Genomic DNA, 25115 nt, shown 5'->3' with positions numbered 1-25115 from the left:
TTTGGAGGTTTTTGTTATGGCTAAAAAGAAAATTAGCATTGAAGGTCAAATTCTTTTTCTCTGCTCTAAAGGGGTGAGCAGCAGAGATATTGAATATCATTTTAACAATCAGAAAAACAGTTTGCTATTTAATAATCAAAGTTTAGGATAAACTATATAAAGTTTAAAATTTAATTTTAGAGAATATGTCATTAAAAGTTACTTCTTTATTATAATAATCTAATTTTTCTAACCATATTTCTAATTCATTTTTTCTTTTTCTAAAAATTTTCAAATCCTTTTTATTTCTCGATATAATTCCTTCAAAATGTTCGGGTAAGTTGCATAATTCATAATAACCACACAAAAAATCATATTTTGAATTATTCCCTAATGAAATAGACCAGTTAAATGGCATTTTAGATTTTTCTATATCAATATAAATTTCTGAAACCCATTTTATTTCATTTTCTTCTTCTATTAAATAATATGGTTTTTTATTATTTTTAAAATAGCATATTCCCATTACTAAATAATCTATATTTTTACTATTTTTATATCTTATTTTCATACAAGCTCCCTATTTATTTCTCAAATTCGTATAACATATTATCAAAAATTTTACTATAGTCTAAAATTTCATCATAATATTCTAAATTTTTTTGCCAATTCTTTTTCATTTCATTAGATTGTAATTTCAAATATTCTATTGCTTCTTTTCCTTCCCAGTGATAAGCGGCGTAAATAAGATTTTTTGTTAATTTTTTTGGACCTATGACTACTTTGCACCATTTTTCATTTATTGCTTTCCAGAGCCAATTAAAAGGTATTCTTCCATCAATAATTTCTAACTCTGTACCAAGAACTTCAAAATTGCTATACAACAAAAATAATTTTTCCTGATTATCTAAAATAACAATTCCAAAAACTTCATAAATCGTTTCGTCTTCTTTTAATTTTACTTTCATTAAATATTTTCACATCCTAATTTTTCTATCTTTAATTAATAAGATTTAATCTACCGTTATTTTTGTATAGTTTTTTATTTATTACATCATATTAACAGGATCAACATCAACTGTAATTCTCACATTACTGTCATTAAATTTAGCCAAATATTTTTTTATAATTTTTTTTATTTTTAATATATTTTCTTTATTAAACTTAAAATAAATTTGGTAACGAAATCTTGAGTTTATTTTAAAAATTGGAGCGCAAAAAGGTTCTGAAATAAATTCATTTTCAGATATTTCCATATTTTCGTCAACAATTTTGGAAATAGTTTTGTAAAAATCATTCGCTTTTTTTTGTGCTAAATCTTCTTTTTTTGAAGAAATTACAACTGCGATAAGTCGGCCAAAAGGCGGATAATTAAAAGATTTTCGCAAAAATAGCTCATTTTTGTAATAACCTTCGTAATCATTTTCAATTGTTTTAGCAATGACATCGTTATTTTCGTTAAATGTCTGAATTATGACTTTTCCATCTTTTGAACCTCTTCCAGCTCGTCCAGAAGCCTGTGTCAACAATTGAAAAGTTTTTTCTCCGGCACGAAAATCTGGAAAATTTAAAATTATATCGGCATTGATAATTCCAACTAATGTGACATTTGGAAAGTGAAGTCCTTTTGCAATAACTTGAGTTCCCAGCATTATATCGTATTTTTGATTTTTAAAATCATTGTAAATTTTTTCATAGTCACTTTTAGTTTTCATTGTTTCGGAATCCACTCTTATCATTTTTGCAGTTGGAAAAAATTCTTTTAATTCTTCTTCAACTTTTTCAGTTCCCGCTCCCATCTGCTGCATTTTTTCGCTGCCACATTCCTTGCAAAATCCACTAAAATGTTCTTCATATCCGCAGTAATGACATTTCAGCTGATTAGTTTTTTTGTAGTAAGTTAGCGAAATACTACAATTTGGACAAGTTGGAATATTTTGGCAACTTTTACATTTTAAGAAATTTGAAAATGCTTTTCTGTTTAAAATCAATATAATCTGCTCTTTTTTCTTTAAAGTTTGAGAAATTTCTTCCAATAGCTTTTCTGAAAAATTTTCGGTTGTTTCATTTAAATCCACAATTTCATATTTTGGAATTTTAGAATTTTTAAATCTTTTTTTTAGCTCAATTAACTGCAAATCGCCTTGTTTTGCTTGATAAAAACTCTCAAATGACGGAGTTGCTGAACCTAAGATAACTTTTACTTTTGTATTTTCGTTTAGAAGCGCTCTTTTTATTGCGACATTTTTTGTGTGATAACGGGGATTATTTTCCTGTTTATAAGTATTTTCGTGTTCTTCATCCATAATTATGTACTTTAAGTTTTGAACAGGTGCAAAAATGGCAGATCTTGCTCCAATCACAATTTTTTTGGCACCATTTCTAATAAAAGACCATTCTTCTCGCTTTTCTTTGTCACTAAGTTTACTGTGCAAAATGGCAACTTCGTCTAAAAATTCTTCTTCGAGTCGCTCTATCATCTGTGTCGTCAAAGAAATTTCTGGGACTAAAAATATGCTTCCATATCCATTTTTAAGTGCTTCTTTAATAAGATTGATGTAAATTTCTGTTTTCCCAGAACCAGTGACTCCTTTTAACAAAAAGAGTTGTTTTTCACTGTTTTTTATAGTATTTACTGCATTTTCCTGCTCTTCATTTAAAATTATTTGTTTTTCAACAATTTTTCCTTTGTTCTTTTTTTTTCCTGAAATTTTGGAATTTAAAATAATTTTTTTTTCGACAGAAATAATTTTTTGTTTTATAGCTTTTTCAATAATTTCTTTTGAGAAATTTTTTTTCAAAGTATTTAAAGTGACTTCTGGTCTTTTTTTCATATATTCATTAAATTTTTGAGCTTCTAAATTTTTAAAATCTTCGTCAAAGTCTTTCAAATAAATGGCTCTTTTAGAATAATTCAATTTTAATGTTCCAGGATAAATAGTTTTAAAAACGCTAAAAAAATCGCTTAAATAATAGTTTTTTATCCATTTTGCAAGTTTCATTATTTCAAGCGGAATAGAAAGAACGGGAGCAACACGAATGACGGATTTTAATTTTTTTTTGTCAAAATCGATTTTTTCTTCTTTTACAATATTTACGATAAGTCCCATTTTATCACGGTTTACAAAATTGACGATGCACCACTGACCAATTTCATATTTTTCTTCAGATTTGTAAGTAAAAAGTCTTATATTATTTTCTACATAAATTTCATAATAATACATTTATAAGTTCCCCCCTGTTTTATAGAGTATATTTATTTTACATTTTATTTTAAAAAAAATCAAGCAAGATAGATCAAGATAGATTATAATAAAACATTTTCAAAGTAAAAGCAAACTGAAATAAAAGTAAAAATGTTGTATAATTTATTAAACATATAAAACTTTCAAGGAGGAAGAGATATGAAAAAAATGTTAGCAATCGTTATGTTATTGGTATTGGTAGCTATTTCTTGTACAACGGCACCTGATGGGACTCGAAAAGTTAGTAAAACTGGAATTGGAACAGGAATTGGTGCAGCAGCTGGTGCAGTAATTGGACAGGTTATTGGAAAAGATACGAAAGGGACACTTATTGGTACAGCTGGAGGTGCAGCAGTTGGTGCGGTAATTGGAAATATTTTTGACAGACAGGAAAAAGAATTGAAGGAAAAATTAAGTGGAACTGGAGTAAAAGTTGAAAGAACTGGAGAAGGAGAAATTAAATTAACTGCACCTGAAAATATTACTTTTGATACAAATAGTTACATTGTAAAACCTCAATTTAAAGGAACAATAGAATCTATCGCAGCTACATTAAAAGCTTATCCTGATTCAAAAATAATAGTTTCAGGACATACTGATAATACAGGAAATGATGCAATAAATAACCCATTATCAGTAAATAGAGCAAATGCAGTTGCAAATTTATTACAAGCAGATGGAGTTGATAGCTCAAGAATAACTTCAACAGGTTATGGAAGCAGAAATCCTATCGCAAGTAATTCAACAGTACAAGGAAGACAGCAAAATAGAAGAGTTGAAATAAAAATAGTTGCAAATCAAAAATAATAATTTTTTTGGCTACCATTAATTTTGGTAGTTTTTTTAGTAAAAATTTTTAGTAAAAATTATATATTTGTATATTAAAATATATATTATACTAATACTTAAATATATATAATATATTTTACAAAGTCTTATAAGTTTGCTATAATAAGTGCGTGAAAAAAAATAGTTTCTATTAAAATTTTAATAAATTGGAGGAATATTATGTCATTATTGGTTTTAGTCTTATTATTATTACTGGTTTTAGAAATTTTAGAAATTAAAATTGTACAAAATTTAAAATATTGTGCCTTAAAAGTTTCTTATAATAATTTTCATAAAAACGATGTAATGGATGAAAGATTGAACAATAATAATTAATATAATCCAAAAATGAAATTATTTAGATTTGAAATTTTGTGAATGTTTGTGAATACTAGACTTTTAAGGTAGTTCTTTTTAGAGCTGCCTTTTTAATTTGAAAAAATAAATAAATATAAAAAAAATATAAAAATTGTAAAAAATATGGTAAAATAAACAAAGTGGAAGATCTAAAATTTTAAAGAAATAAAAAATTTAGGAGAGTGAAAATCAATGGATGGAAAAAAAAGAAGTAATAACTTGACAGAAGGTGCAGCAAGAGCACCACATAGATCGTTATTAAAAGGGTTAGGTTTTATAAATGATGAAATGGAAAAACCAATAATTGGGATTGCGAACTCATTTAATGAAATAATACCAGGGCATGTTCATTTGAAAAACTTGGTTCAATCGGTAAAAGATGGAATTAGAATGGCTGGAGGAGTTCCAATGGAATTTAATACAATTGGAATTTGTGATGGACTTGCGATGAATCACATTGGGATGAAATATTCGTTGGTTACAAGAAATATAATTGCAGATTCGATCGAAGCAGTTGCTATGGCTACTCCATTTGATGCGATTGTGTTTATGCCAAGCTGTGATAAAGTAGTGCCTGGAATGTTGATTGCTGCGGCAAGATTGAATATACCTTCAATATTTGTAAGTGGAGGAGCGATGCTTGCAGGAGTTTACAAAGGTAAAAAAATTGGATTAAGTAATGTATTTGAAGCGGTTGGAGCTTATAACACTGGGCAAATTACTAGAAAAGAATTAAATTCTGTAGAAGAAATGGCTTGTCCGACTTGTGGATCATGTGCAGGAATGTATACTGCAAATACTATGAACTGCTTAACAGAAGCACTTGGAATGGGACTTCCAGGAAATGGAACTGTTCCAGCTGTATTTTCAGAAAGAGCAAGACTTGCTAAAAAAGCGGGAATGCAAATTATGGAAGTTTTAAAAGCAGATTTAAGACCAAGTGATATTTTAACAAGAGAAGCATTTGAAAATGCGGTTGCAGTAGATATGGCACTTGGAGGATCTTCTAATACAGCGTTACATTTACCTGCGATTGCTCATGAAGCTGGAATTGACTTGACTTTAAGTGACTTTAATGAAATTGCGCAAAAAACTCGTCAAATTTGTAAATTGTCACCATCAGGAGAATATTTCATTGAAGACTTGTATAGAGCGGGTGGAGTTACTGGAGTTATGAAGAGATTGCTTGAAAATGAAAGATTGCATGGAGATGCGAAAACTGTAGCATTGCAAACACAAGGAGAATTGGCAAAAGATGCATTCATTAATGATGATGCTGTAATCAAACCTTGGGATAAACCAGCTTACAAAACTGGAGGAATTGCTGTATTGAAAGGTAACTTGGCACCAAATGGATGTGTTGTTAAAGAAGGTGCGGTAGATCCAGAAATGTTGCAACATACAGGACCTGCGAAAGTATTTAATAGTGAAGAAGAAGCCGTTAAAGCGATTGTTGGTGGAGAAATTGTAGCAGGAGATGTTGTAATTATTAGATATGAAGGACCAAAAGGTGGACCAGGAATGAGAGAAATGTTATCGCCAACAGCTATGATTGCAGGAATGGGTCTTGATAAAGATGTTGCGTTAATTACAGATGGAAGATTCTCTGGAGCTACGAGAGGTGCTTCGATTGGACACGTTTCGCCAGAAGCTGCTTCAGGTGGAAATATTGCGATTATTCAAAATGGAGATATTGTGGAAATTGATATTCCAAACAGATCAATTAATATTAAAATCTCTGATGAAGAAATTGAAGCTAGAAAAGCTAAATTGGAACCATTTAAACTTCAAGTAAAAGGATACTTGAAAAAATATGCTATGCATGTGTCTTCTGCAGATAGAGGAGCAATTGAAATTTTAGATTAGTAAATACCACATTACTGTTCGTCAGAAAATAAACATTAGATGGAATTTGATATTGCTAACTTTAATCGTAATTATTAGGAAAATTTCAGAGGAGAAAAATCAAATGGTAAATGATAATGAAAGTAAAATTCTAAATGTTAAATTGACACAAGAAAAAATAAAATCAATAGTAAATGTTACTTATTCACAGCCAGTTAGTTATTTTAGGAAAAATATAAAATTGGAAATGGATATTTTAAAGCCTAATAGAGAGGGGAAATATCCGACAGTATTATTTGTGCCGGGAGGATCTTTTGCACACAGCTATAAGGAAAATTATTTGCAGCAAAGATTGGAAATAGCTAAAGCAGGTTATGTGGTTGCAAGTATGGAATACAGGACTATTCCTGATGGAGTTTTTCCTCAAAGTCTGGAAGATGTAAAGGCAGCAATAAGATTTTTAAAGGCTAATGCTGATGAGTATGGAGTTGATAAGGGGAAAATAGCATTGATGGGTGAATCTGCTGGAGGTTATTTAGTAGCAATGGCAGGAGTTACAAGCGGAACTACCAATTTTGACAGGGGCGAGAATTTATCTGAAAATAGTGATGTGCAAGCAGTTATAGATATTTATGGCGTAACAGATTTTGGAGAGGTTGATTTTGATATTCCAGAAGATGCAGAAGAAGGTTATAGGGCGATACTTATGTCGGTAAAGTTCTGGCTAAATGATGTAAGGAATAATGTTGAATCTACAAATCCTATATCTTATATTTCACAAAAAACGCCTCCATTTCTATTAATGCATGGAGATGCAGATACATTGGTTCTTCCGAATCAGACAGAAATGCTTCATAAGGCGTTGATTGAAAAGGGTGTGGACTCAAAAAGATACATAGTTCCAGGAGCAGGACATTCAGATGAATATTGGTTTCAGTCTGAAGTTACAGAATTGATAATAGATTTCTTGAATAAAAAAATAAAAAATATTTAAAATAAGACAGGGAGTGCCTAATAAATCAGAAGTAATTTTATTGGCATTAGTTGAAAGATGACAATGTTTAGTGTAAATTATTTTTATTTGATTTATGAGATAACTCCTTGTAAAAAACTGAAAGAAAATTAGAGAAATAAAAAAATTGGAGAAGGTGAAAAAATTGCATAAATTATATGATTTTATGGAAGCTAGAGAACGATTGGGGACGGTTATTGAAAAGACGAAATTGATTCATAGCAATATTTTTTCTGATGAATCAGGAAACGATGTCTATATTAAACCTGAAAACTTACAAAGAACAGGTGCATTTAAAATAAGAGGTGCTTATAATAAAATTGCGAAATTGACGGAAGAAGAGAAAAAAAGAGGAGTAATTGCAGCATCGGCTGGAAATCATGCACAAGGTGTGGCACTAGCTGCTCAAAAATTAGGAATTAAGGCTGTAATCGTTATGCCTAAACATACGCCGCTTATTAAGGTTGAAGCGACTAGAAGATATGGTGCGGAAGTTATTTTGACTGGGGAAGTTTATGATGAGGCTTATGAGTATGCAAAAAAATTGCAGGAAAAAGAAGGGTACACTTTTGTGCATCCGTTTAATGATGAAGATGTAATTGAAGGACAAGGGACTATTGCTTTAGAAGTTTTGGAGGAATTGCCTGACGCTGATATTATTTTGGTGCCAATTGGTGGAGGAGGACTTATTTCAGGAATTGCTTCGGCTGCGAAATTAAAAAATCCATTGATAAAAATAATTGGTGTTGAGCCAGAAGGTGCAGCGAGTGCATTGGAGGCTAGAAAAAGTCATCATGTGGTTGAACTTGATGAAGCAAATACAATTGCAGATGGAACAGCTGTTAAAAAAATTGGTGACATTACATTTGACTATATTGAAAAATATGTAGATGACATAGTTACTGTATCTGATTATGAGTTAATGGCGGCATTTTTGGTTTTGGTTGAAAAACACAAAATTGTTGCGGAAAATTCGGGAATTTTGGCTGTGGCAGGATTGAAAAAATTGAATGTTACAGGAAAAAAGATAGTTTCAATAATAAGTGGTGGTAATATAGATGTATTAACTATTTCATCTATGATTAATAAAGGATTGGTAGCTAGAGGAAGAATTTTTACATTTGCAGTTGATTTGCCTGACAAACCAGGACAATTGGTGGCTGTGTCACAAATTCTTTCGGAACAAAATGCGAATGTAATTAGACTTGAACATAATCAGTTTAAGAATTTAGATAGATTCCATGAAGTTGAATTGCAAGTTACGGTTGAAACAAATGGAGAAGAACATATTAATAAAATAACTCAAGAATTTGAGAAAAAAGGATATATAATTAGAAGATTGAATGCACAAGCAATGATTGATGATTAAAAATAAAAAATTAAGAAAAGGTGGTTGAAACAATGAGTGAAACTAAGATGATAAACGGTGGTAGAATTTTACTAGAATCGCTACATAGATTAGGAATAACAGATATTTTTGGATATCCGGGAGGAGCGGTAATTCCAATATTTGATGAAATTTATAGTTATGACAAAATAAATTACTATTTTGCAAGACATGAGCAAGGATTGTCACATGCGGCAGATGGTTATGCGAGAGTTTCTGGAAAAGTGGGAGTTTGTCTTGCGACTTCAGGGCCTGGTGCGACAAATATGGTTACGGGAATAATGACAGCACATATGGATTCTGTACCAATGATTGCGATAACTGGACAAGTTAGATCAAATTTATTGGGAAGAGATGCTTTCCAAGAAACTGATACAGTTGGAATTACAATGCCAATTACAAAATGTAATTATTTGATTCAAAATATAAAAGAAATACCTAGAGTTGTAAAAGAGGCTTACTACATTGCGACAACAGGTAGACCAGGACCAGTTCTTATTGATATTCCAAACGATATTCAAGTTCATCAAATTCCATATGAAGAATTTGAGAGATTATTTGATGAAAAAATTGAATTGGAAGGATATTCACCAACTTATGAAGGACATCAAGGTCAAATTAAAAGAGCAATTAAATTGATAAAAGAAGCGAAAAAACCGTTGATAATTGCAGGAGCGGGAGTTTTGAAATCGAAAGCGTCGAAAGAATTGTTTGACTATGCTGAAAAGACACAAACACCTGTGGCTACGACATTACTTGGATTGGGAGCATTTCCTGAATCGCACGAATTATCTCTTGGAATGTTAGGAATGCACGGAACTGTACCAGCGAATTATGCGACAGATGAGGCAGATTTAGTAATTGCGGCTGGAATTAGATTTGATGACAGAATTGCTGGAAATCCTAATAAATTTATTGAAAATGCAAAAGTTATTCACATTGACATTGATCCAGCTGAAATTGATAAGAATAAAAGGGCTGATGTGCCAATTGTTGGGGATTTAAAACATGTATTGACTGATATTAATACTGAAATTGAGCCACAAACTCACGAGGAATGGGTTAAAAAAGTTGTTGAATGGAAAAAAGAATATCCATTAGGACATAGAGAAGTTGGAGAAGATAAATTACTTCCACAAGAAGTTCTAAAAGCGATTGACGATATTTTGCAAGGGGACACAATTGTTGTAACTGATGTTGGTCAACATCAAATGTGGGCTGCTCAATATTTCACTTACAAAAATCCTGATTCAATCGTAACTTCAGGAGGAGCTGGAACAATGGGATTTGGACTTCCTGCGGCAATTGGAGCACAAATAGGAGCACCTGATAAAAAAGTTGTTTTAATCGTTGGAGATGGTGGTTTCCAAATGACATTACAAGAATTAATGATGATTAAACAATACAATTTACCAGTAAAAGTTGTTATCTTGAACAATTCTTACTTGGGAATGGTTAGACAATGGCAAGAATTGTTTAAAGATAGAAGATATTCATTCGTTAATTTAGAAATAAATCCAGATTTCATCAAAATTGCAGAAGCGTATGGAATTAAAAATGCAAAACTTACAAACAAAGAAGATTTGAGAACAAAATTGAAAGATTTAATATTATCTGATGAAGGTGTGTTAATCGAATGTGTTGTTGAAAAAGAAGAAAATGTATTCCCGATGATTCCAGCAGGAAAAACTGTAAGTCAAATGATCGGAAAGAAAGGTGTGTTAGAAAATGAATAGAGAACATGAAATTTTAATAATTGCAAAAAATACTGATGGAATTGTGTCGAGAATAATGTCTTTATTCAATAGAAGAGGATATTCTGTTTTAAAAATGACAGCAGGAGTTACAAATAAACCTGGTTATGCGAGATTGACAATGACAGTAGAAGGAGACGACAAAACATTAAATCAAATTCAAAAACAAGTTTATAAAATTGTGGATGTTGTAAAAGTAAAAGTTTTCCCAGTTGAAAATGTTATTAGAAGAGAATTGATGTTAATAAAAGTAAAATCTGATCCAGAAACTAGAGCACAAATTGTTCAAGTTGCGGATATTTACAGAGGAAAAGTTTTAGATGTGTCACCAACTTCATTAGTTATTGAACTTACAGGAAATGTGAAAAAATTGCGTGGATTTGTGGAAATTATGCACAATTATGGAGTTTTGGAAATTGCAAAAACTGGAGTTGTAGCGATGAGCCGTGGAGAAAAATTGTAGAATTTTAGAAATTTTGAAGTGAATTTTGGGATTTTAGGATTGAGTATCAATGAATATAAATATTGATTATTTTGCTAAAAATAGAGAAATATTGTAATAGCACAGAAAGAAGGTACAGAAAATGAGTGTGAGTCAGCATTGGGAAAAGGAAAAGTATGAAAAAAATGCACGGTTTGTTTCGAATTATGGAAAGGAACTGATTGAATGGCTGAATCCGAAAAAGGATGAATATATTTTGGATTTAGGCTGTGGAGATGGTGTATTGACTAAGGAAATTTCAAAATATGGGTGCAAAGTTTTGGGACTGGATGGAAGTCAGAAATTTGTTGAAGCGACTAGAAAATTGGGAGTTGATGCGATACAAGGCGATGCACAGAATATGAATTTTGAAAATGAATTTGATGCAATTTTTTCCAATGCGGCACTTCATTGGATGACAAATCCTGATAAAGTTTTGGAAGGTGTGGCAAAAGCACTCAAAAAAGGTGGACGATTTGTGGTCGAAATGGGTTGCAAAGGAAATGTGGAAAAAATAGAAAATGCAATGTTTGAAGTTGCAAGAAAACATAATTTTAAAGCTATAAAATGCTGGTTTTTTCCGACAGAAAAAGAGGAAACAGAATTACTTAATAAATATGGCTTAAAAGTAAAAAGAATGATAAGTTTTTCTCGTCCAACTTTACTTCCAACAGGGATAAAAGGATGGCTACAAACCTTTTCTGCACCTGCTTTTGTGAATATTCCGAAAGAAATGCACGAAAAATTGATTGATGAAATAGCTGAAAAAGTGGAAAAAGAGCTTGAAAAAAATGAAAATGGACAAATTATAGCTGATTATGTAAGATTGAGATTTGAAGCTGTGAAGAAATAGTAAATTTTTGTTTTTAAAGTGAACTTTTTTTAGAGTGAATATTTTGAAAGAAATTTTTGAATTTGATAAATTGAGGTATAGAAAATAAAAAAGCGAAACAAGAAAATTAATTTACAAGGAGAATAAGACAATGAAAAAGCATATTAAAATATTCGATACAACACTAAGAGATGGAGAACAAACACCAAGAGTTAATCTTAATGCTGAAGAAAAATTAAGAATTGCAAAACAATTGGAAAGTTTGGGAGTGGATATAATTGAAGCTGGATTTGCTGTGGCATCGCCTGGAGATTTTGAAGCTGTAAAAATGATTGCTGAAAATGTAAAAAATTCAACAGTTTGTAGTTTGTCAAGAGCTGTGAAAAAAGATATTGAAGCAGCAGGGGAGGCTCTAAAAGGTGCGGCAAAACCTAGAATTCATACATTTATTGCGACTTCGCCTATTCACAGAGAATTTAAGTTGAAAATGACGAAAGAGCAAATTCTTGAAAGAGTAAAAGAAATGGTAGAACTTGCAAAATCATTTGTTGATGATGTTGAATTTTCTTCAGAAGATGCGACCAGAACAGAAAAAGAATTTTTGGTAGAGGTGTATGAAACAGCTATAAAAGCTGGAGCAACTACATTAAATGTACCTGATACTGTAGGTTACAGAACTCCAAATGAAATGTTTGAACTTATAACTTATTTGAGAAAAAATGTAAAAGGAATTGAAAATGTTGATATTTCTGTGCATTGTCACGATGATTTGGGACTTTCTGTAGCAAATTCGGTTGCAGCGATTCAAGCTGGAGCAACTCAAATTGAATGTACAATTAACGGACTTGGAGAAAGAGCTGGAAATACTTCACTTGAAGAAATTGCAATGATTTTGAAAACAAGAAAAGATTTATTTGAAGAATATTACACAAACATTGATTCAAAGCAAATTTACCCAACAAGTAAATTAGTAAGCCTTTTGACAGGAGTTTCAACACAGCCAAATAAAGCAATTATTGGAGCGAATGCCTTTGCACACGAATCAGGAATTCATCAACATGGAGTATTAGCAAATCCTGAAACTTACGAAATTATGAGTCCAGAATCAGTTGGAAGAAATCCGGACAGCTTAGTACTCGGAAAACATTCAGGAAAACACGCTTTTGTACAAAAATTAGAATCACTAGGATTTAATCATGTCGGAAGTGACAGAGTGGAAGAATTATTTGCACAGTTTAAAAAATTGGCAGATAAGAAAAAATATGTTTTAGATGAAGACATTATCGCATTAGTTGCTGGAGAAGCAGCAAAAATAGAAGGAAGAATAAAACTGGCTCACTTTGAAATTTCAAGACAGGAAGGGAAAAAGCCAAAAGCGACAGTTACAATTGAACTGGATGGAGAAAAACTGGTTAAAGAAGCTCTTGGAGACGGACCTGTTGATGCAGCTTATAATGCGGTTAATCTAGCGGTAAGTGATACTTTTGTTTTAGAAGAATACAAGCTGGAGGCAATAACTGGAGATACTGATGCACAGGCACAAGTAGTTGTAATTATCGAGAAAAATGGAAACAGATTTATTGGTAGAGGACAAAGTACAGATGTTGTGGAAGCAAGTATAAAGGCTTATATTAACGGAATAAATAGGCTTTATAGTAATTAAGTGAAAATATAGGAGAATAAAAAACATGATAATGATGCAGTATAAAGTAAAACTCCCAAATGATTTTGATATGAATAATATTAGAAGAAGAGTGCAAGAAAATGGGTTTAAAACAGATGGATTTGAAGATTTATTTTTTAAAGCCTATTTAATCTCTGAGGAAAATAAAGAATATTCGCCATTATACTTTTGGAAAGATAACAAAGGAATGAATAAATTCATATTTGATGGTTTCTATGATAATATTTTAAATTCTTTTGGCTGGCAGACTATAAATATTGGAATACCATTGTTGCAAGAGTTTAATGAAAACTTTTCTAAAGCAAGATATTTATTAGAAATAGAGAATGAAACAAAACCGATGGAAAAAATGAAAAGAATGGAATTTTCTATATCAGATGATAAAATTGTTGGAAGAGCATTAGTATATAACCCTGAAAATTGGAAACATACAGAGTATTATTTTTTTGAAGATGCTCCTAAAGAAGTAGAAAATTTAAAAGTGTACGAAGTTTTACATATTTCTCAATAAATTAAGATGAGAGTAATAGATTTTACCGTAATCAAAATTGATTTTGGAAAGATAAAAATGGAAACAGATTTATTGGTAGAGGACAAAGTACAGATGTTGTGGAGGCAAGTATAAAGGCTTATATTAACGGAATAAATAGGCTATACAGCAATTAAAAAAAGAGGGGGATTTTTATGGGGGTTTCAAATAACTATATTAATGAAGTGAAAGAGATACTTAAAAGTGCTAGACAAAAAGCATACAATACTATAAATTCAGTAATGGTGGAAGCGTATTGGAAAATCGGTAGACGAATTGTAGAAGAAGAACAGAATGGGAAAGAAAGAGCTGAATACGGGAAAGAAATATTAAAAAATTTATCTAAGGAATTGACAGAAGAATTTGGAAAAGGTTTTGGAGAAAGAAATATTCGGAATATTAGACAGTTTTATGTACTATTTTCAGATTATGAAAAATGGAAATCACTGATTTCCAAATTAACTTGGACACACATTCAAAAAGTTTTAAGAGTTTCCGATGAGAAGGCCAGAATATTTTATCTGACAGAAGCAGCTGAAAATATGTGGTCTGTAAGAACATTAGATCGAAATATATCTACACTTTATTATAATCGTATTGTTGCAAGTATTGATAAAAAAATTGTTGAAAATGAAATGCAAGATAAGACAAAAAAACTACAAGCAAAAGAATTTATAAAAAATCCAGTAGTTTTAGAGTTTCTAGATTTGCCAACAAGCATGTCTTATACAGAAAATGAATTGGAAAAAGCACTAATAGATGATATTCAAAAATTTATGATGGAACTTGGAAAAGGTTTTGCATTTGTTGAAAGACAGCAGTATATCCGTACTGAAAATTCAGATTTTTACATTGATTTGGTATTTTACAATTATATTTTAAAATGTTTTATTATAGTAGAATTAAAGACAGAAAAATTAACACATCAGGATATTGGACAACTTGATATGTATGTAAGAATGTATGATGACTTAAAAAAACAGGAAAATGATAATCCAACAATAGGACTTCTTCTTTGTACGGAAACAGATGGAACTATTATAAAATATTCGGTTTTGAATGATAATAAAAATCTTTTTGCAAGTAAATATGTAAATTATCTGCCTAGTGAAGAGGAATTAATAAACGAAATCGAAAGACAGAAGACATTGTTTGAAAGTAAAAAGAATAATGAAGTGGAATATTAATTATAAAATTGATTACGGAAAGAAGGAAATAAAAGTGAAAACGGTAATTTTCTCACACCCATGGAATGGAAGTTTCAATAAGGCAATTTTAGATAAAGTAGTGGAAAATTTGGAGAAAACAAAAGAAAAATATACGATTATAGATTTGAATAAAGATGGATTCAATCCTGTGATGACTGAAAAAGATTTGGAATTGTATTCGCAAGGAAAAAGTGCTGATCCTTTAGTTTTGAAATATCAGGAAATTTTGAAAAATACAGATGAATTAATATTAATTTTTCCGATTTGGTGGATGTCATTACCTGCGATATTAAAAGGATTTTTGGATAAAGTTATGTTGAGAGGATTTGCTTATGAAAGTGGGAAATATGGAATAAAAGGACTTTTGCCAATAAAATCGGCTAAAATGATTACAACGGCTGAAGCACCAAAGTTTTTATTAAATATAATGGGGTTTGGAATGACGATGAGAAAGGCGAATCTTGGTGGAGTCGGAATAAAAAACACAAAATGGATTCATTATAGTTTAAGAGCAAAAGGAAAATATGATGATAGAAAGAAATTTCTTGAAAAAGTTGGGGAATTTGTGAGTGAATAGAAATCGAATCGACATTTAATTTATTTAAAAGGAGAAAAAATGAAGGCAAAAAATTGGATTATTAAATTTCTGTTGGTTTTTGCGGGACTAATTGTGATATTTTTAATTTATGCTCATTATGAGTACAGGCATATTAAAATTAGGACAATTGAGATAAAATCAAAAGATATTCCAAAAGAATTTGATGGGAAAAGAGTGCTGTTTGTGGCGGATTTTCAGTATGATACGATGACACGGTTTAATAGAAAGCAGCAGAAAAAGGCAATTGAACTGATTAATGCACAAAAAAAGGATATGATTCTTTTAGGTGGAGATTATGCGACTTGGGAGAAAAATATTCCTAAGTTTTATGAAGATGCTAAAAATATTAAAATTCCTGAACTTGGAGTATATGCGATTTATGGAAATCATGAGTATCCAGGTGAAAAGGAAACTGCTGAAAATATGAAAAAACTTGGGTTTAATCTGCTTACAAATGAAAATAGAAAAGTAATGATAAATAATGAGAAAATATACATCGCTGGAGTGACTGACTTGTGGCATGGAAAACCTGATGCGAAAAAAGCTCTTGAAGGTACGAAAAAAGAAGACTTTGTGTTATTTTTAACTCATAATCCTGAATATTTTGAGCAAATGTCGGAAACTGAAAAGGAAAAAACTGATATGATTTTAGCAGGACACACCCACGCTGGACAGGTTACTTTTTTTGGAAAAATTATTGTGTCGGCAGTGAAGGATAAGAAAAAATATGGCTACGGAATGAAAGAGTATGGCGGACATAAAATTTATATTACTTCTGGAGTTGGTGGTGCTTTTCTTGAGATGTTTATTCGATTTTTCGCACAGCCTGAAATTGTGATTTTTGAGTTGAAGAGAATTAATTAAAATTTGGAAGTGGTGTGATATGGAAGATAAAGAATTAAAGAAGTTGGCAAAAGAGATTTTTGAAAAAATTAAAAAAAAGTATTATGAAACAGCAAAAGAAATGATAGTTGCAAATGCTTCAGTCAATACTTCAAAGGAAATAAAAATAACAGACAGTAAAATTGAAGGAATTCCATATATTCCAAAAGGGAGTAAAATTCCAACAAATTCAGAAGGGAAACAGTTTATGTTTCTTGCACAGATAAATTGTGCTGACTTAAAAGGTCTAGAAAATTTTCCAAAAGAAGGAATTTTGCAATTTTGGGTTTTGGGAGATGACTTGATGGGATTAGATTTTGACAACAGTACAAATCGGAATGGTTTTGATATAATTTATTATGAGAAAATTGAAGATTACTATTTGGAAGATGAGTTTAATAAAATGTATAATCCTTACAAATATGACTCGGCATGGGATTTTTTGGTAGCACATCATCCTTGCAAAATGGAATTTTCTTTGGGAAAACAAAAAGAGAATTTAGACTATGATTTTTTAGATATTTTATTTGAAAAAGTATGGGAAGAAGAAAATTTTAAATTTGATGAAAAAGATAAATTGTCTGAAGAAGTGGAAGAAATTTATGGATATGAATTTTATGAAGAAAATATTGGTACAAAATGTAATGGATTTCCATTTTTCACACAATCTGAACCAAGAAAAGGCGATGAAATGAATGAATACGATACTTTGTTATTTCAAATCAATAGTGGAAAAGAAATAATGATTGGAGATTGTGGAGTGATGAATTTTTTTATTAATCGTGAAAAATTAAAAAATAAAGACTTTTCAGATGTTTTCTACAATTGGGATTGTTATTGATTTTATTGGGTAGACAGGAAAATAGAAAGTTGGGAAAATGGATATAAAAACTATAAATTATGAATATTTTTTAGATTTATCAGTAAGAATGACGCATCACTCGAATGCTATTGAAGGAAATACATTGACACTAAATGAAACTGCTACAATTATTTTGGATAGTACAATACCTGGAAGCAAGAGTGTACGTGAAGTTTTTGAAGTTTTAAATCATAAGAAAGCAATTGATTATATTATAAGTGAACTTGAAAATGAGAAAAAATTAGATATTTATATGATTAAAAATATAAATAAGGAAATTTTAGACAGGTTGAATGACAATGCGGGAAATTTTAAAAATAGCAGTAATGCAATAATTGGTGCAGATTTTGAAACTTCTACACCAAGTCAAGCACCAGTTCTTACAAAAAATTGGATTGAAAACTTGAATTATAGGTTGGAATTGTGTAAAACTGATGATGAAAAGTTGTCAGAAATATTAAATTCTCATATAGAATTTGAGAGAATTCATCCTTTTAGCGATGGAAATGGACGAACAGGAAGGCTGATTATGCTGTATTTGTGTTTTCAGGAAAATATAAGTCCGTTTGTGATTGAAAAAAATGATAGAGCATTGTATATGAACTATTTAAGGGAACAAAATGCAGATATTATTTTAGATAAAGTGAAGGAATTGCAAGAATTTGAAAAGAAACGAATGGAACAATTTTAAATAGATTAATAAATAAAAAAATATAAATAAAAAATTTGGAGAGAAAATCGGAGGAGAAAAAATGTCAGAAATTAAAAATAAAGAGAAAAACCCAAAAACTTTGTTTGATAAAGTTTGGGAAAAACATGTGATTACAGGAGAACCTGGAGAAGCACAACTTTTGTATATTGATTTGCACTTGATTCATGAAGTTACTTCGCCACAAGCGTTTTCAGGATTGAGAATTGCAGGGAGAAAGGTTAGAAGACCTGACTTGACATTTGGAACAATGGATCACAATACGCCAACAATTATGGCTGACAGAATGAATATTAAAGATAAAGTTTCAAAGGCACAGTTGGATGCATTGTCGGCAAACTGTAAAGAATTTGGAATTGAGTTGGTTGATATGTTTAATGAAAATAATGGAATTGTGCATATGGTTGGACCTGAACAAGGGTTGACACAGCCTGGAAAAACTGTAGTTTGTGGAGATAGCCATACTGCGACTCATGGAGCTTTTGGAGCTTTGGCATTTGGAATTGGAACAAGTGAAGTGGAACATGTTTTGGCGACACAGACAATTTGGCAAAAGAAACCAAAAACAATGGGAATTGAAATAACTGGTGAATTGCAAAAAGGTGTTTATGCGAAGGATATAATTTTACATATTATTAAAACTTACGGAATTGGGCTAGGAAATGGGTATGCATTTGAATTTTTTGGAGATACAATTAGAAATATGTCAATGGAAGGAAGAATGACTATTTGTAACATGGCAATTGAAGGAGGAGGAAAATCAGGAATTATCGCACCTGACGAAACTACTTTTGAATATGTAAGAGGAAGAAGATTTGCACCAAAAGGCGAAGAATTTGATAAAAAAGTGGCTGAATGGAAAGAATTGTACACGGATTCTGTAGATGCATTTGACAAATACATAAAAGTTGATGTTTCAAACCTTGAACCACAAGTAACTTGGGGAACAAACCCTGAAATGGGAATTGGAATAAGTGAAAGATTCCCTGAAATTAAAGATGTAAACTACGAAAGAGCGTACAACTACATGGGACTTACACCAGGAGGATCACCTTACGACATTCCATTAAAACATGTATTTATCGGATCTTGCACAAATGGAAGATTAGCAGACTTAGAAATTGCAGCAAAAATTGTAAAAGGGAAGAAAGTTGCTCCAAACATTACAGCAGTAGTCGTTCCAGGATCACAACTTGTTAAAAAAGCAGCCGAAGAAAACGGAATCGCACAAATATTCAAAGACGCAGGATTTGAGTGGAGAGAAGCTGGATGCTCAACTTGCTTAGGAATGAACCCAGACTTAATTCCAAGCGGAGAACACTGTGCGTCAACTTCAAACAGAAACTTTGAAGGAAGACAGGGAAAAGGAGCAAGAACTCACTTAGTAAGTCCAGCAATGGCTGCGGCTGCTGCAATTTATGGGAAATTTGTGGATGTTAGAGAATTGGATGAAGTGAAATAGAAAAATTTTTTGAACTTTTAAAATAAAAATGCAAGATAAGGAGAATAAAATATGAAACCATTTACAAAATATGAAGGAACAATTGTTCCAATAATGAATAACAACATAGATACAGATCAATTAATTCCAAAACAATATTTGAAAAGTGTTGAAAAAACAGGATTTGGAAAACATGTTTTCGATGAGTGGAGATATAACGAAGACGGATCTGACAATATGGATTTTAATTTGAATAAGCCAGAATACAAAAATGGAACAATTTTGATTACTGGAGAAAATTTTGGTTGTGGATCGAGTAGAGAACACGCTGCTTGGGCATTGCAAGACTACGGAATTCATGTAATTGTGGCTGGAGGATATTCAGGAATTTTTTACATGAACTGGTTAAACAATGGGCATCTGCCAATAACTTTGCCAGAAGCAGACAGAATCGAATTATCAAAATTGCCTGGAGATGCGAAAGTTACAGTTGATTTGGAAAATAACAAATTGATTGCGAATGGGAAAGAATATGTTTTTGAGCTGGAAGAAAGTTGGAAACAAAGACTACTTAAGGGACTGGATTCAATTGGATTGACTTTACAGCATGAAGATGAGATTAGGAAGTATGAGGAAAGTCATAAGTAGTTAAAAAAGGAGTAAAAATGAAAAATTGGGAAGTCATAGATGGAGAGCATATTCGTAAAGTGATGTGGATAAATCATGAAATAGAAATGAAATTGTATTGTAATGGTGAAGATGACATTGATGAAGAGGAAATTGATGAAATAAAAGTCGAAGAAATGGTTGAAAAAATTTTAGAAAAGAAAGAATATTGGGATACAAAGTGTAAAGATTTATTTGCTGATGAATTTGTTGACTGGTTTAATGAAGAAAAATGGGTAAAACCAGAATATGCTGAAATTTATTATGAAACAAAGAGTATTGATGAAGTGGAGAAAAAATTACTTAAAATTATTGGAAAAGAAGATACAGAAAAAATTATGAAGAATAATTTTCTTACAAAAGAAGCATTTAAAAAGTTACTTGATAATGAAGATATGGAAATAACAATTGATTTAACTGACGATGATGAAAATAGTTTTTCTATTACTATGTACGAAAGATTGTTTTTTATTGATAAAATATTTTATGCTGAGTGTAATTTTAATGGTGAAATAGACGAGTTTTATATGGATTAATTTTCTTAGATTTTTTCAGAAAGGAAAATCAGATATGGAAATTCAGGATTTTGTTGAAAATACATGTATGGGAAATTTTAAAGAGTGGGACGGAAAAATTATTTGGAAAGGTAAAGAAACATTAGTAAGACTTACGATTTATAAAGAATGTGATAATGTTGAACTTGAAAAAGAAAAAATGCTTAAAATTTTGGAAGAATTGTATCTTAATCAGGATGAATGGAATAAAAAAGTGAAAGATACGATGGTTAAGTATTTTTATGATGTGCTGAATGATGATTTTTTTGATGATGGAGTATTTCCAGAGTATCCAACTTGCTATGATATGTTATTTGAAATTTTAAAAGACGATTTTACAAAAGAAGAAGCAGAAAGAATATGGAAAACAAAAGTATTTCCATTGGATAAGTATAGAAATTATATTTTTGTTGATAATATTCAGATAACAAATGAAGGAAATTTTTATTTTGAAGTAGCTGATGATTATACAGTTGTGGGGGATAACTGGATTTGGTTAAAAGGGAATATTGATAAGGGATTTTTTGCTGCAAGTTTTGATGATCTTTTTGAATTTGTCACTGACTTAGAATTAAATGACGAGTTTTCTTCAATTCTTCGTGAAAAATTTAAAATAGGTTATGCAGATGCTAGTAGTTTTTTTGTATCAAGAAGAGAAGGATTGACAAAACTTTATTATAAGAAGAATCACAAATTAGCGGCAATTGGAAATTATAAATCTGGAAAAAAAGAGGGAATTTGGAAATTCTATGATGAGGATGGGAAATTGACTAAGAAGGTTAGTTATGTTAATGATGTTGCTGAGAAAGAAGTTGTTTGTTGAAAAATTAAAATATAAATTTAAAAAAACATTCTTTATAATAGACCTACTCTTTTATTGTCAATGGCTGCATTTGGAATTGGAATTAAGGGAATTTCGCAAAAAGGTGACTACTGTAATTTTAAAACTACACCTAAAGCATATGAAATTTCGTATACTATTTCTTATGCTGAATATGTTAAGGAATTAGACTATGCTGTTTCAGATTCAAATTCTGATTTTCATTATAAAAATTATAAGGAAGAAAAAATTGATGTTCCGATGATATTTTTTAAATTAACGAAAAAATATGATCTCAAAAAAATATTAATGATTAGACCTGTTCGATAATTATACATTAGAATCTAATAAAATAAATATTCTGAAGCAAGGGGTCTTGACCCCTTGTGTAGATAAAAAACTAAGGTTACCGAACATATTTATTAGAAAATATACTTTAACTCAATTAAAATAGAACTATTAAAAATTATATAACTTTAGGTTTTGAGTAAAATAGTCATAATTTTTGAGTTTAGCTTTGAGGCGGTTATGTATTTGAGAACTGTAAAATAATAGAAAAATTAAAAAAAAAGAAAATGTAATTTTTGTAAAATTTGTTGAATTAAATATTTTGAGTTTTTAGACACATTTTTTTTAAAGAATTAATTTTTTGAATAAAAAAATAAATAATATGAAAAGAAGGAGAATTTAAATTTGAAAAATAAAATTTTAAAAGAGATAAATGTTGAGGAAATAATGGAGGAAATTAAAAAAAATCCAGAAGAAAATAGCGAATTCAAAGTTTTGTGGAATGGTGAGGAAATTGAAGTATACTTGGATTATTATGATTTTGAAAAAGAAGTTGATGAAGTTCGAGAAAAATTAAAGAATTTGAAAATATTGGTTGAAAATGCGAAAGAATGGGACAAGAAAATAAAAGATGCAGCGGGAGAAGATTTTTTTGAAATAATAGAAGGTGATAATTGGCCTAAGTCAGATTTTGAAGAAGAAGATATACCAAATTTAATTAATTATATAGAAAAATATATTGGGAAAGAAGAAGCTGATAATTTGAGAAATGGAAATTTTACAAGAGAAGCATTTAAAAATTTACTTTATGTAAGTTCAATTACGATGGATAATAATGATTGTTTTAATGTTGGATTATTTGATATAGATTATATAATGTTTGGAGGTCATATTTTATTTATTGATGGAAATATAAATGGAGAATTTTATGGTGGAGATATGGCAGGATAAATTTTTAATAAAAATATTGATTTTTACGCTATTTTAGTAATACAATTACATTGTATAGCAAAAGTATTACAAAAAATTTAGGGAATGTCATATTCAACCTGATTGGCTCTTAATTTATAAAATTGAAAAAAATATCTTGGTTTTGATATTGTTGAGAATGGGGACACATTCGGATTTATTTTGAGTTGGAGGAATTTTATGAAAAAAATTATTATTTTTTGTATATTTACAATTGTGAGTATCTCTTTTTCAATGTTAGGAGGACCTTGTAGTACGACAGAGAAAAAATGTGTTTTAAGAGGTTTTAAAGTTGATGGAAAAATAATAAACGAGAATGAAATATCAGAACTCAAAGAAATTGTGAGTGTATTAAATGAATTTGGAGAAAGTGGAACTGTAGATTTTATAGGGCACACTGATTCAAATGGGACAAAAAAATATAATCAAAAATTATCATTGATAAGAGCTAGAAATGTTGCTAGATTGTTTAGAGAATTTGGTTTAAAAGATGCTATTTCAATTGGAAAAATAAGTGGTAAAGGAGAAGAGGATCCAGTTGATTTAAATGAGACAGATCAAGGGAAATATAGTAACAGAAGAGTAGAGATTTTATTTAATAATTTAAAATGGAAAAAATTTGAATAAAAAATATAAAATATAACAAGAAGGAGAATTTGAATTTGAAAAATAAAATTTTAAAAGAGATAAATGTTGAGGAAATAGTGGAGGAAATTAAAAAAATCCAAAAGAAAATAGACGATTCAAAGTTTTTTGGAATGGTAAAAAAATTGAAGTAGATTTAGAATATTACGATTTTGAGAAAGAAATTGATGAAATTAAAGAAAAATTGGAAAATTTGAAAACATTGGTTGAGAATGCTGAAGAGTGGGATAAGAAGATAAAAGATGCGGCAGGAGAATATATTCTTGAAGATGCTCAGTATTGGTGGGAGCCGTCGGCAGATTATGAAGATGAAGATATGCCTGGTTTAATTGAAGATTTAGCTGAAATAGTTGGAAAAGAAGAAGCTGAAAAAATGGTAAATGATGAAGAATTGTCACTAGAAGTATTTAAAAAATTGATTTATGTAGATTCTATAACATTAAATGAAGATGGCAATTTCGATGTTTCGTTGTTTGATATAGATGAATTAATATTTAGCGGACATATAATGTTTGTATATGGAAATATAAATGGAGAATTTTCAGGTGGAGATTTTGCAGGATAAATTTTTAATAAAAAAATTGATTTTTATACCATTTAGTAATATAATTACATTGTATAACAAAAGTATTACAAAGGAGTGGTAAAAATGGCTACAGTAACAGCGAGAGTTGATGAAAATGTGAAAAAGGAAGCGGAAACTTTGTTTAAGAAAATGGGGCTTAATATGAGTACAGCGATGAATTTATTTTTAAAGAAGTGTATTTTGGAGCAAGGGATTCCGTTTGAATTGAAAGTGCCGAATAGAGAAACTAGAAAGATTTTGGATGAAGTTGAAAAAGGTGTTGGATTAAGCAAAACTTTTGGCAGCATAGATGAGTTGACGGAAGATTTAGAAAATAATGAGAAAACACCAAATAAAGAAACTTTAAAGGCAATACAGGAAACTGAAGATATTTTGAGTGGTAAAATTGAAAGAAAAGGGTATAATAGTGCTGAAGAATTATTTGAGGATTTAGGGATTTAGTGGATGAAATTGACAACAAAGACGACCAAAAGGTTTGATAAGGACTTAAAAAAATTAAAGAAAAGAAAATATGATTTAATATTACTGGCACAGGTTATTAATAAATTATCTGATAGTGAAATTTTGCCTGAAAAATATAGAGATCATTATCTTACTGGTGATTATAAAGGATTTAGAGAATGTCATATTCAGCCTGACTGGCTCTTAATTTATAAAATTGATAAAAATATCTTGGTTTTGACATTGTCGAGAACTGGGAAATATTCAGATTTGTTTTAAGTTGGAGGGAGAAATGTACGATAATAAATTATTAGAGATAAATTTTTATAAAAATTCAAAAACTCATAGACTTATGCTACCATATATTGGAAGTGAGTATGAAAAATATAAAGTATTAATAGTTGGTGAAAGCCATTATCTTGGAGAAGATAATGATAGAGAAAAAGTAAAAAATTTTAAAAATGGCTTACAGATAAAAATGAAATAAAATTAATAAAACCAGAATATATAAAT

At 30.2% G+C, this 25115-nt stretch carries 30 protein-coding genes and 2 pseudogenes; 29 read left to right on the top strand and 3 right to left on the bottom strand.

Annotated features, from left to right (window positions below):
- Nucleotides 1-16: 16 nt before the first annotated feature.
- Nucleotides 17-151: a hypothetical protein gene (locus J5A73_RS10680; RefSeq protein ID WP_256438633.1), complete on the top strand. Its 135-nt coding sequence runs from the start codon at nucleotides 17-19 to the stop codon at nucleotides 149-151.
- Nucleotides 152-163: 12 nt separating this feature from the next.
- Here the strand turns inward: J5A73_RS10680 and J5A73_RS06485 are convergent, their stop codons facing one another.
- From J5A73_RS06485 to priA, 3 genes are all read right to left on the bottom strand, one after another.
- On the bottom strand, nucleotides 164-550 hold the full coding sequence (locus J5A73_RS06485; protein WP_211614128.1) for a hypothetical protein: 387 nt from the start codon (nucleotides 548-550) through the stop codon (nucleotides 164-166).
- A gap of 13 nt (nucleotides 551-563) precedes the next feature.
- Nucleotides 564-947, bottom strand: coding sequence for a hypothetical protein (locus J5A73_RS06480; RefSeq protein WP_211614126.1), 384 nt, complete (start codon nucleotides 945-947; stop codon nucleotides 564-566).
- An 81-nt stretch (nucleotides 948-1028) separates the two neighbouring features.
- Nucleotides 1029-3203, bottom strand: a complete 2175-nt coding sequence (priA, locus tag J5A73_RS06475) for a primosomal protein N' (protein WP_211614123.1) — start codon at nucleotides 3201-3203, stop codon at nucleotides 1029-1031.
- A gap of 180 nt (nucleotides 3204-3383) precedes the next feature.
- On the opposite strand from priA, the gene J5A73_RS06470 reads away from it, so the two are divergent.
- From J5A73_RS06470 to J5A73_RS10485, 28 genes and pseudogenes are all read left to right on the top strand, one after another.
- A complete protein-coding gene (locus J5A73_RS06470) occupies nucleotides 3384-4031 on the top strand; it encodes an OmpA family protein (RefSeq protein WP_211614121.1) in 648 nt (215 codons plus the stop codon).
- 201 nt (nucleotides 4032-4232) lie between these two features.
- Nucleotides 4233-4388, top strand: a complete 156-nt coding sequence (locus tag J5A73_RS06465) for a LemA family protein (protein WP_211614119.1) — start codon at nucleotides 4233-4235, stop codon at nucleotides 4386-4388.
- 213 nt (nucleotides 4389-4601) lie between these two features.
- Complete coding sequence (ilvD, locus tag J5A73_RS06460) at nucleotides 4602-6275, top strand: dihydroxy-acid dehydratase (protein WP_211614117.1); 1674 nt, start codon at nucleotides 4602-4604, stop codon at nucleotides 6273-6275.
- Nucleotides 6276-6378: 103 nt separating this feature from the next.
- Complete coding sequence (locus J5A73_RS06455; protein WP_211614115.1) at nucleotides 6379-7248, top strand: alpha/beta hydrolase; 870 nt, start codon at nucleotides 6379-6381, stop codon at nucleotides 7246-7248.
- 163 nt (nucleotides 7249-7411) lie between these two features.
- Nucleotides 7412-8635: a threonine ammonia-lyase gene (gene ilvA, locus J5A73_RS06450; RefSeq protein WP_211617361.1), complete on the top strand. Its 1224-nt coding sequence runs from the start codon at nucleotides 7412-7414 to the stop codon at nucleotides 8633-8635.
- A gap of 32 nt (nucleotides 8636-8667) precedes the next feature.
- Nucleotides 8668-10389 carry a biosynthetic-type acetolactate synthase large subunit gene (gene ilvB / locus J5A73_RS06445; protein ID WP_211614113.1) on the top strand — a complete coding sequence of 574 codons (1722 nt, stop codon included), beginning with the start codon at nucleotides 8668-8670 and terminating at the stop codon, nucleotides 10387-10389.
- Entirely contained in the window at nucleotides 10382-10870 is a 489-nt protein-coding gene (ilvN, locus tag J5A73_RS06440) for an acetolactate synthase small subunit (protein WP_211614111.1), read from the top strand. Before ilvB ends, ilvN begins: the two co-directional genes overlap by 8 nt.
- Before the next feature lie 121 nt (nucleotides 10871-10991).
- Nucleotides 10992-11741 (top strand): class I SAM-dependent methyltransferase, encoded by a 750-nt coding sequence (locus J5A73_RS06435; protein WP_211614103.1) that lies wholly within the window; start codon nucleotides 10992-10994, stop codon nucleotides 11739-11741.
- A 109-nt stretch (nucleotides 11742-11850) separates the two neighbouring features.
- Nucleotides 11851-13383, top strand: a complete 1533-nt coding sequence (locus J5A73_RS06430; protein ID WP_256438663.1) for a 2-isopropylmalate synthase — start codon at nucleotides 11851-11853, stop codon at nucleotides 13381-13383.
- Nucleotides 13384-13414: 31 nt separating this feature from the next.
- Complete coding sequence (locus J5A73_RS06425) at nucleotides 13415-13915, top strand: DUF4865 family protein (RefSeq protein WP_249069185.1); 501 nt, start codon at nucleotides 13415-13417, stop codon at nucleotides 13913-13915.
- 50 nt (nucleotides 13916-13965) lie between these two features.
- Nucleotides 13966-14070 (top strand): annotated as a pseudogene (locus J5A73_RS10770) (alpha-isopropylmalate synthase regulatory domain-containing protein); the annotation flags it as partial.
- Nucleotides 14071-14088: 18 nt separating this feature from the next.
- Complete coding sequence (locus J5A73_RS06415) at nucleotides 14089-15120, top strand: YhcG family protein (RefSeq protein WP_211614097.1); 1032 nt, start codon at nucleotides 14089-14091, stop codon at nucleotides 15118-15120.
- Complete coding sequence (locus J5A73_RS06410) at nucleotides 15104-15718, top strand: NAD(P)H-dependent oxidoreductase (RefSeq protein ID WP_249069184.1); 615 nt, start codon at nucleotides 15104-15106, stop codon at nucleotides 15716-15718. Before J5A73_RS06415 ends, J5A73_RS06410 begins: the two co-directional genes overlap by 17 nt.
- 39 nt (nucleotides 15719-15757) lie before the next feature.
- On the top strand, nucleotides 15758-16603 hold the full coding sequence (locus J5A73_RS06405; protein ID WP_211614094.1) for a metallophosphoesterase: 846 nt from the start codon (nucleotides 15758-15760) through the stop codon (nucleotides 16601-16603).
- Nucleotides 16604-16622: 19 nt separating this feature from the next.
- A complete protein-coding gene (locus tag J5A73_RS06400; protein ID WP_211614092.1) occupies nucleotides 16623-17462 on the top strand; it encodes a YwqG family protein in 840 nt (279 codons plus the stop codon).
- A gap of 37 nt (nucleotides 17463-17499) precedes the next feature.
- Nucleotides 17500-18174: a Fic family protein gene (locus tag J5A73_RS06395; RefSeq protein ID WP_211614090.1), complete on the top strand. Its 675-nt coding sequence runs from the start codon at nucleotides 17500-17502 to the stop codon at nucleotides 18172-18174.
- 61 nt (nucleotides 18175-18235) lie between these two features.
- Entirely contained in the window at nucleotides 18236-19654 is a 1419-nt protein-coding gene (leuC, locus tag J5A73_RS06390; protein ID WP_178938166.1) for a 3-isopropylmalate dehydratase large subunit, read from the top strand.
- 51 nt (nucleotides 19655-19705) lie between these two features.
- Entirely contained in the window at nucleotides 19706-20281 is a 576-nt protein-coding gene (leuD, locus tag J5A73_RS06385) for a 3-isopropylmalate dehydratase small subunit (protein ID WP_211614088.1), read from the top strand.
- 17 nt (nucleotides 20282-20298) lie between these two features.
- On the top strand, nucleotides 20299-20835 hold the full coding sequence (locus J5A73_RS06380) for a hypothetical protein (RefSeq protein WP_211614086.1): 537 nt from the start codon (nucleotides 20299-20301) through the stop codon (nucleotides 20833-20835).
- A gap of 34 nt (nucleotides 20836-20869) precedes the next feature.
- Nucleotides 20870-21676, top strand: coding sequence for a DUF2262 domain-containing protein (locus tag J5A73_RS06375; RefSeq protein ID WP_211614084.1), 807 nt, complete (start codon nucleotides 20870-20872; stop codon nucleotides 21674-21676).
- 54 nt (nucleotides 21677-21730) lie between these two features.
- Complete coding sequence (locus J5A73_RS06370) at nucleotides 21731-22003, top strand: hypothetical protein (RefSeq protein WP_211614082.1); 273 nt, start codon at nucleotides 21731-21733, stop codon at nucleotides 22001-22003.
- 363 nt (nucleotides 22004-22366) lie between these two features.
- A complete protein-coding gene (locus J5A73_RS06365) occupies nucleotides 22367-22912 on the top strand; it encodes a DUF2262 domain-containing protein (protein ID WP_211614080.1) in 546 nt (181 codons plus the stop codon).
- 79 nt (nucleotides 22913-22991) lie between these two features.
- A pseudogene (locus J5A73_RS06360) lies at nucleotides 22992-23096 on the top strand (type II toxin-antitoxin system mRNA interferase toxin, RelE/StbE family); the annotation flags it as partial.
- A 14-nt stretch (nucleotides 23097-23110) separates the two neighbouring features.
- Complete coding sequence (locus J5A73_RS06355) at nucleotides 23111-23557, top strand: OmpA family protein (protein ID WP_211614078.1); 447 nt, start codon at nucleotides 23111-23113, stop codon at nucleotides 23555-23557.
- A 142-nt stretch (nucleotides 23558-23699) separates the two neighbouring features.
- Nucleotides 23700-24140: a DUF2262 domain-containing protein gene (locus J5A73_RS06350; protein WP_211617353.1), complete on the top strand. Its 441-nt coding sequence runs from the start codon at nucleotides 23700-23702 to the stop codon at nucleotides 24138-24140.
- Nucleotides 24141-24224: 84 nt separating this feature from the next.
- Nucleotides 24225-24602 carry a type II toxin-antitoxin system RelB/DinJ family antitoxin gene (locus J5A73_RS06345; protein WP_249069181.1) on the top strand — a complete coding sequence of 126 codons (378 nt, stop codon included), beginning with the start codon at nucleotides 24225-24227 and terminating at the stop codon, nucleotides 24600-24602.
- 3 nt (nucleotides 24603-24605) lie between these two features.
- Nucleotides 24606-24881 (top strand): type II toxin-antitoxin system YafQ family toxin, encoded by a 276-nt coding sequence (locus J5A73_RS06340; protein ID WP_211614076.1) that lies wholly within the window; start codon nucleotides 24606-24608, stop codon nucleotides 24879-24881.
- Nucleotides 24882-24894: 13 nt separating this feature from the next.
- Entirely contained in the window at nucleotides 24895-25089 is a 195-nt protein-coding gene (locus J5A73_RS10485; RefSeq protein WP_249069179.1) for a hypothetical protein, read from the top strand.
- Nucleotides 25090-25115 lie beyond the last annotated feature (26 nt).

The sequence above is a fragment of the Leptotrichia sp. oral taxon 218 genome (genome assembly GCF_018128225.1).
Classification (GTDB): Bacteria; Fusobacteriota; Fusobacteriia; order Fusobacteriales; family Leptotrichiaceae; genus Leptotrichia.
The sequence above is the reverse complement of the archived record's forward strand: the minus strand, read 5'-3'. Positions and strand labels throughout refer to the sequence as shown.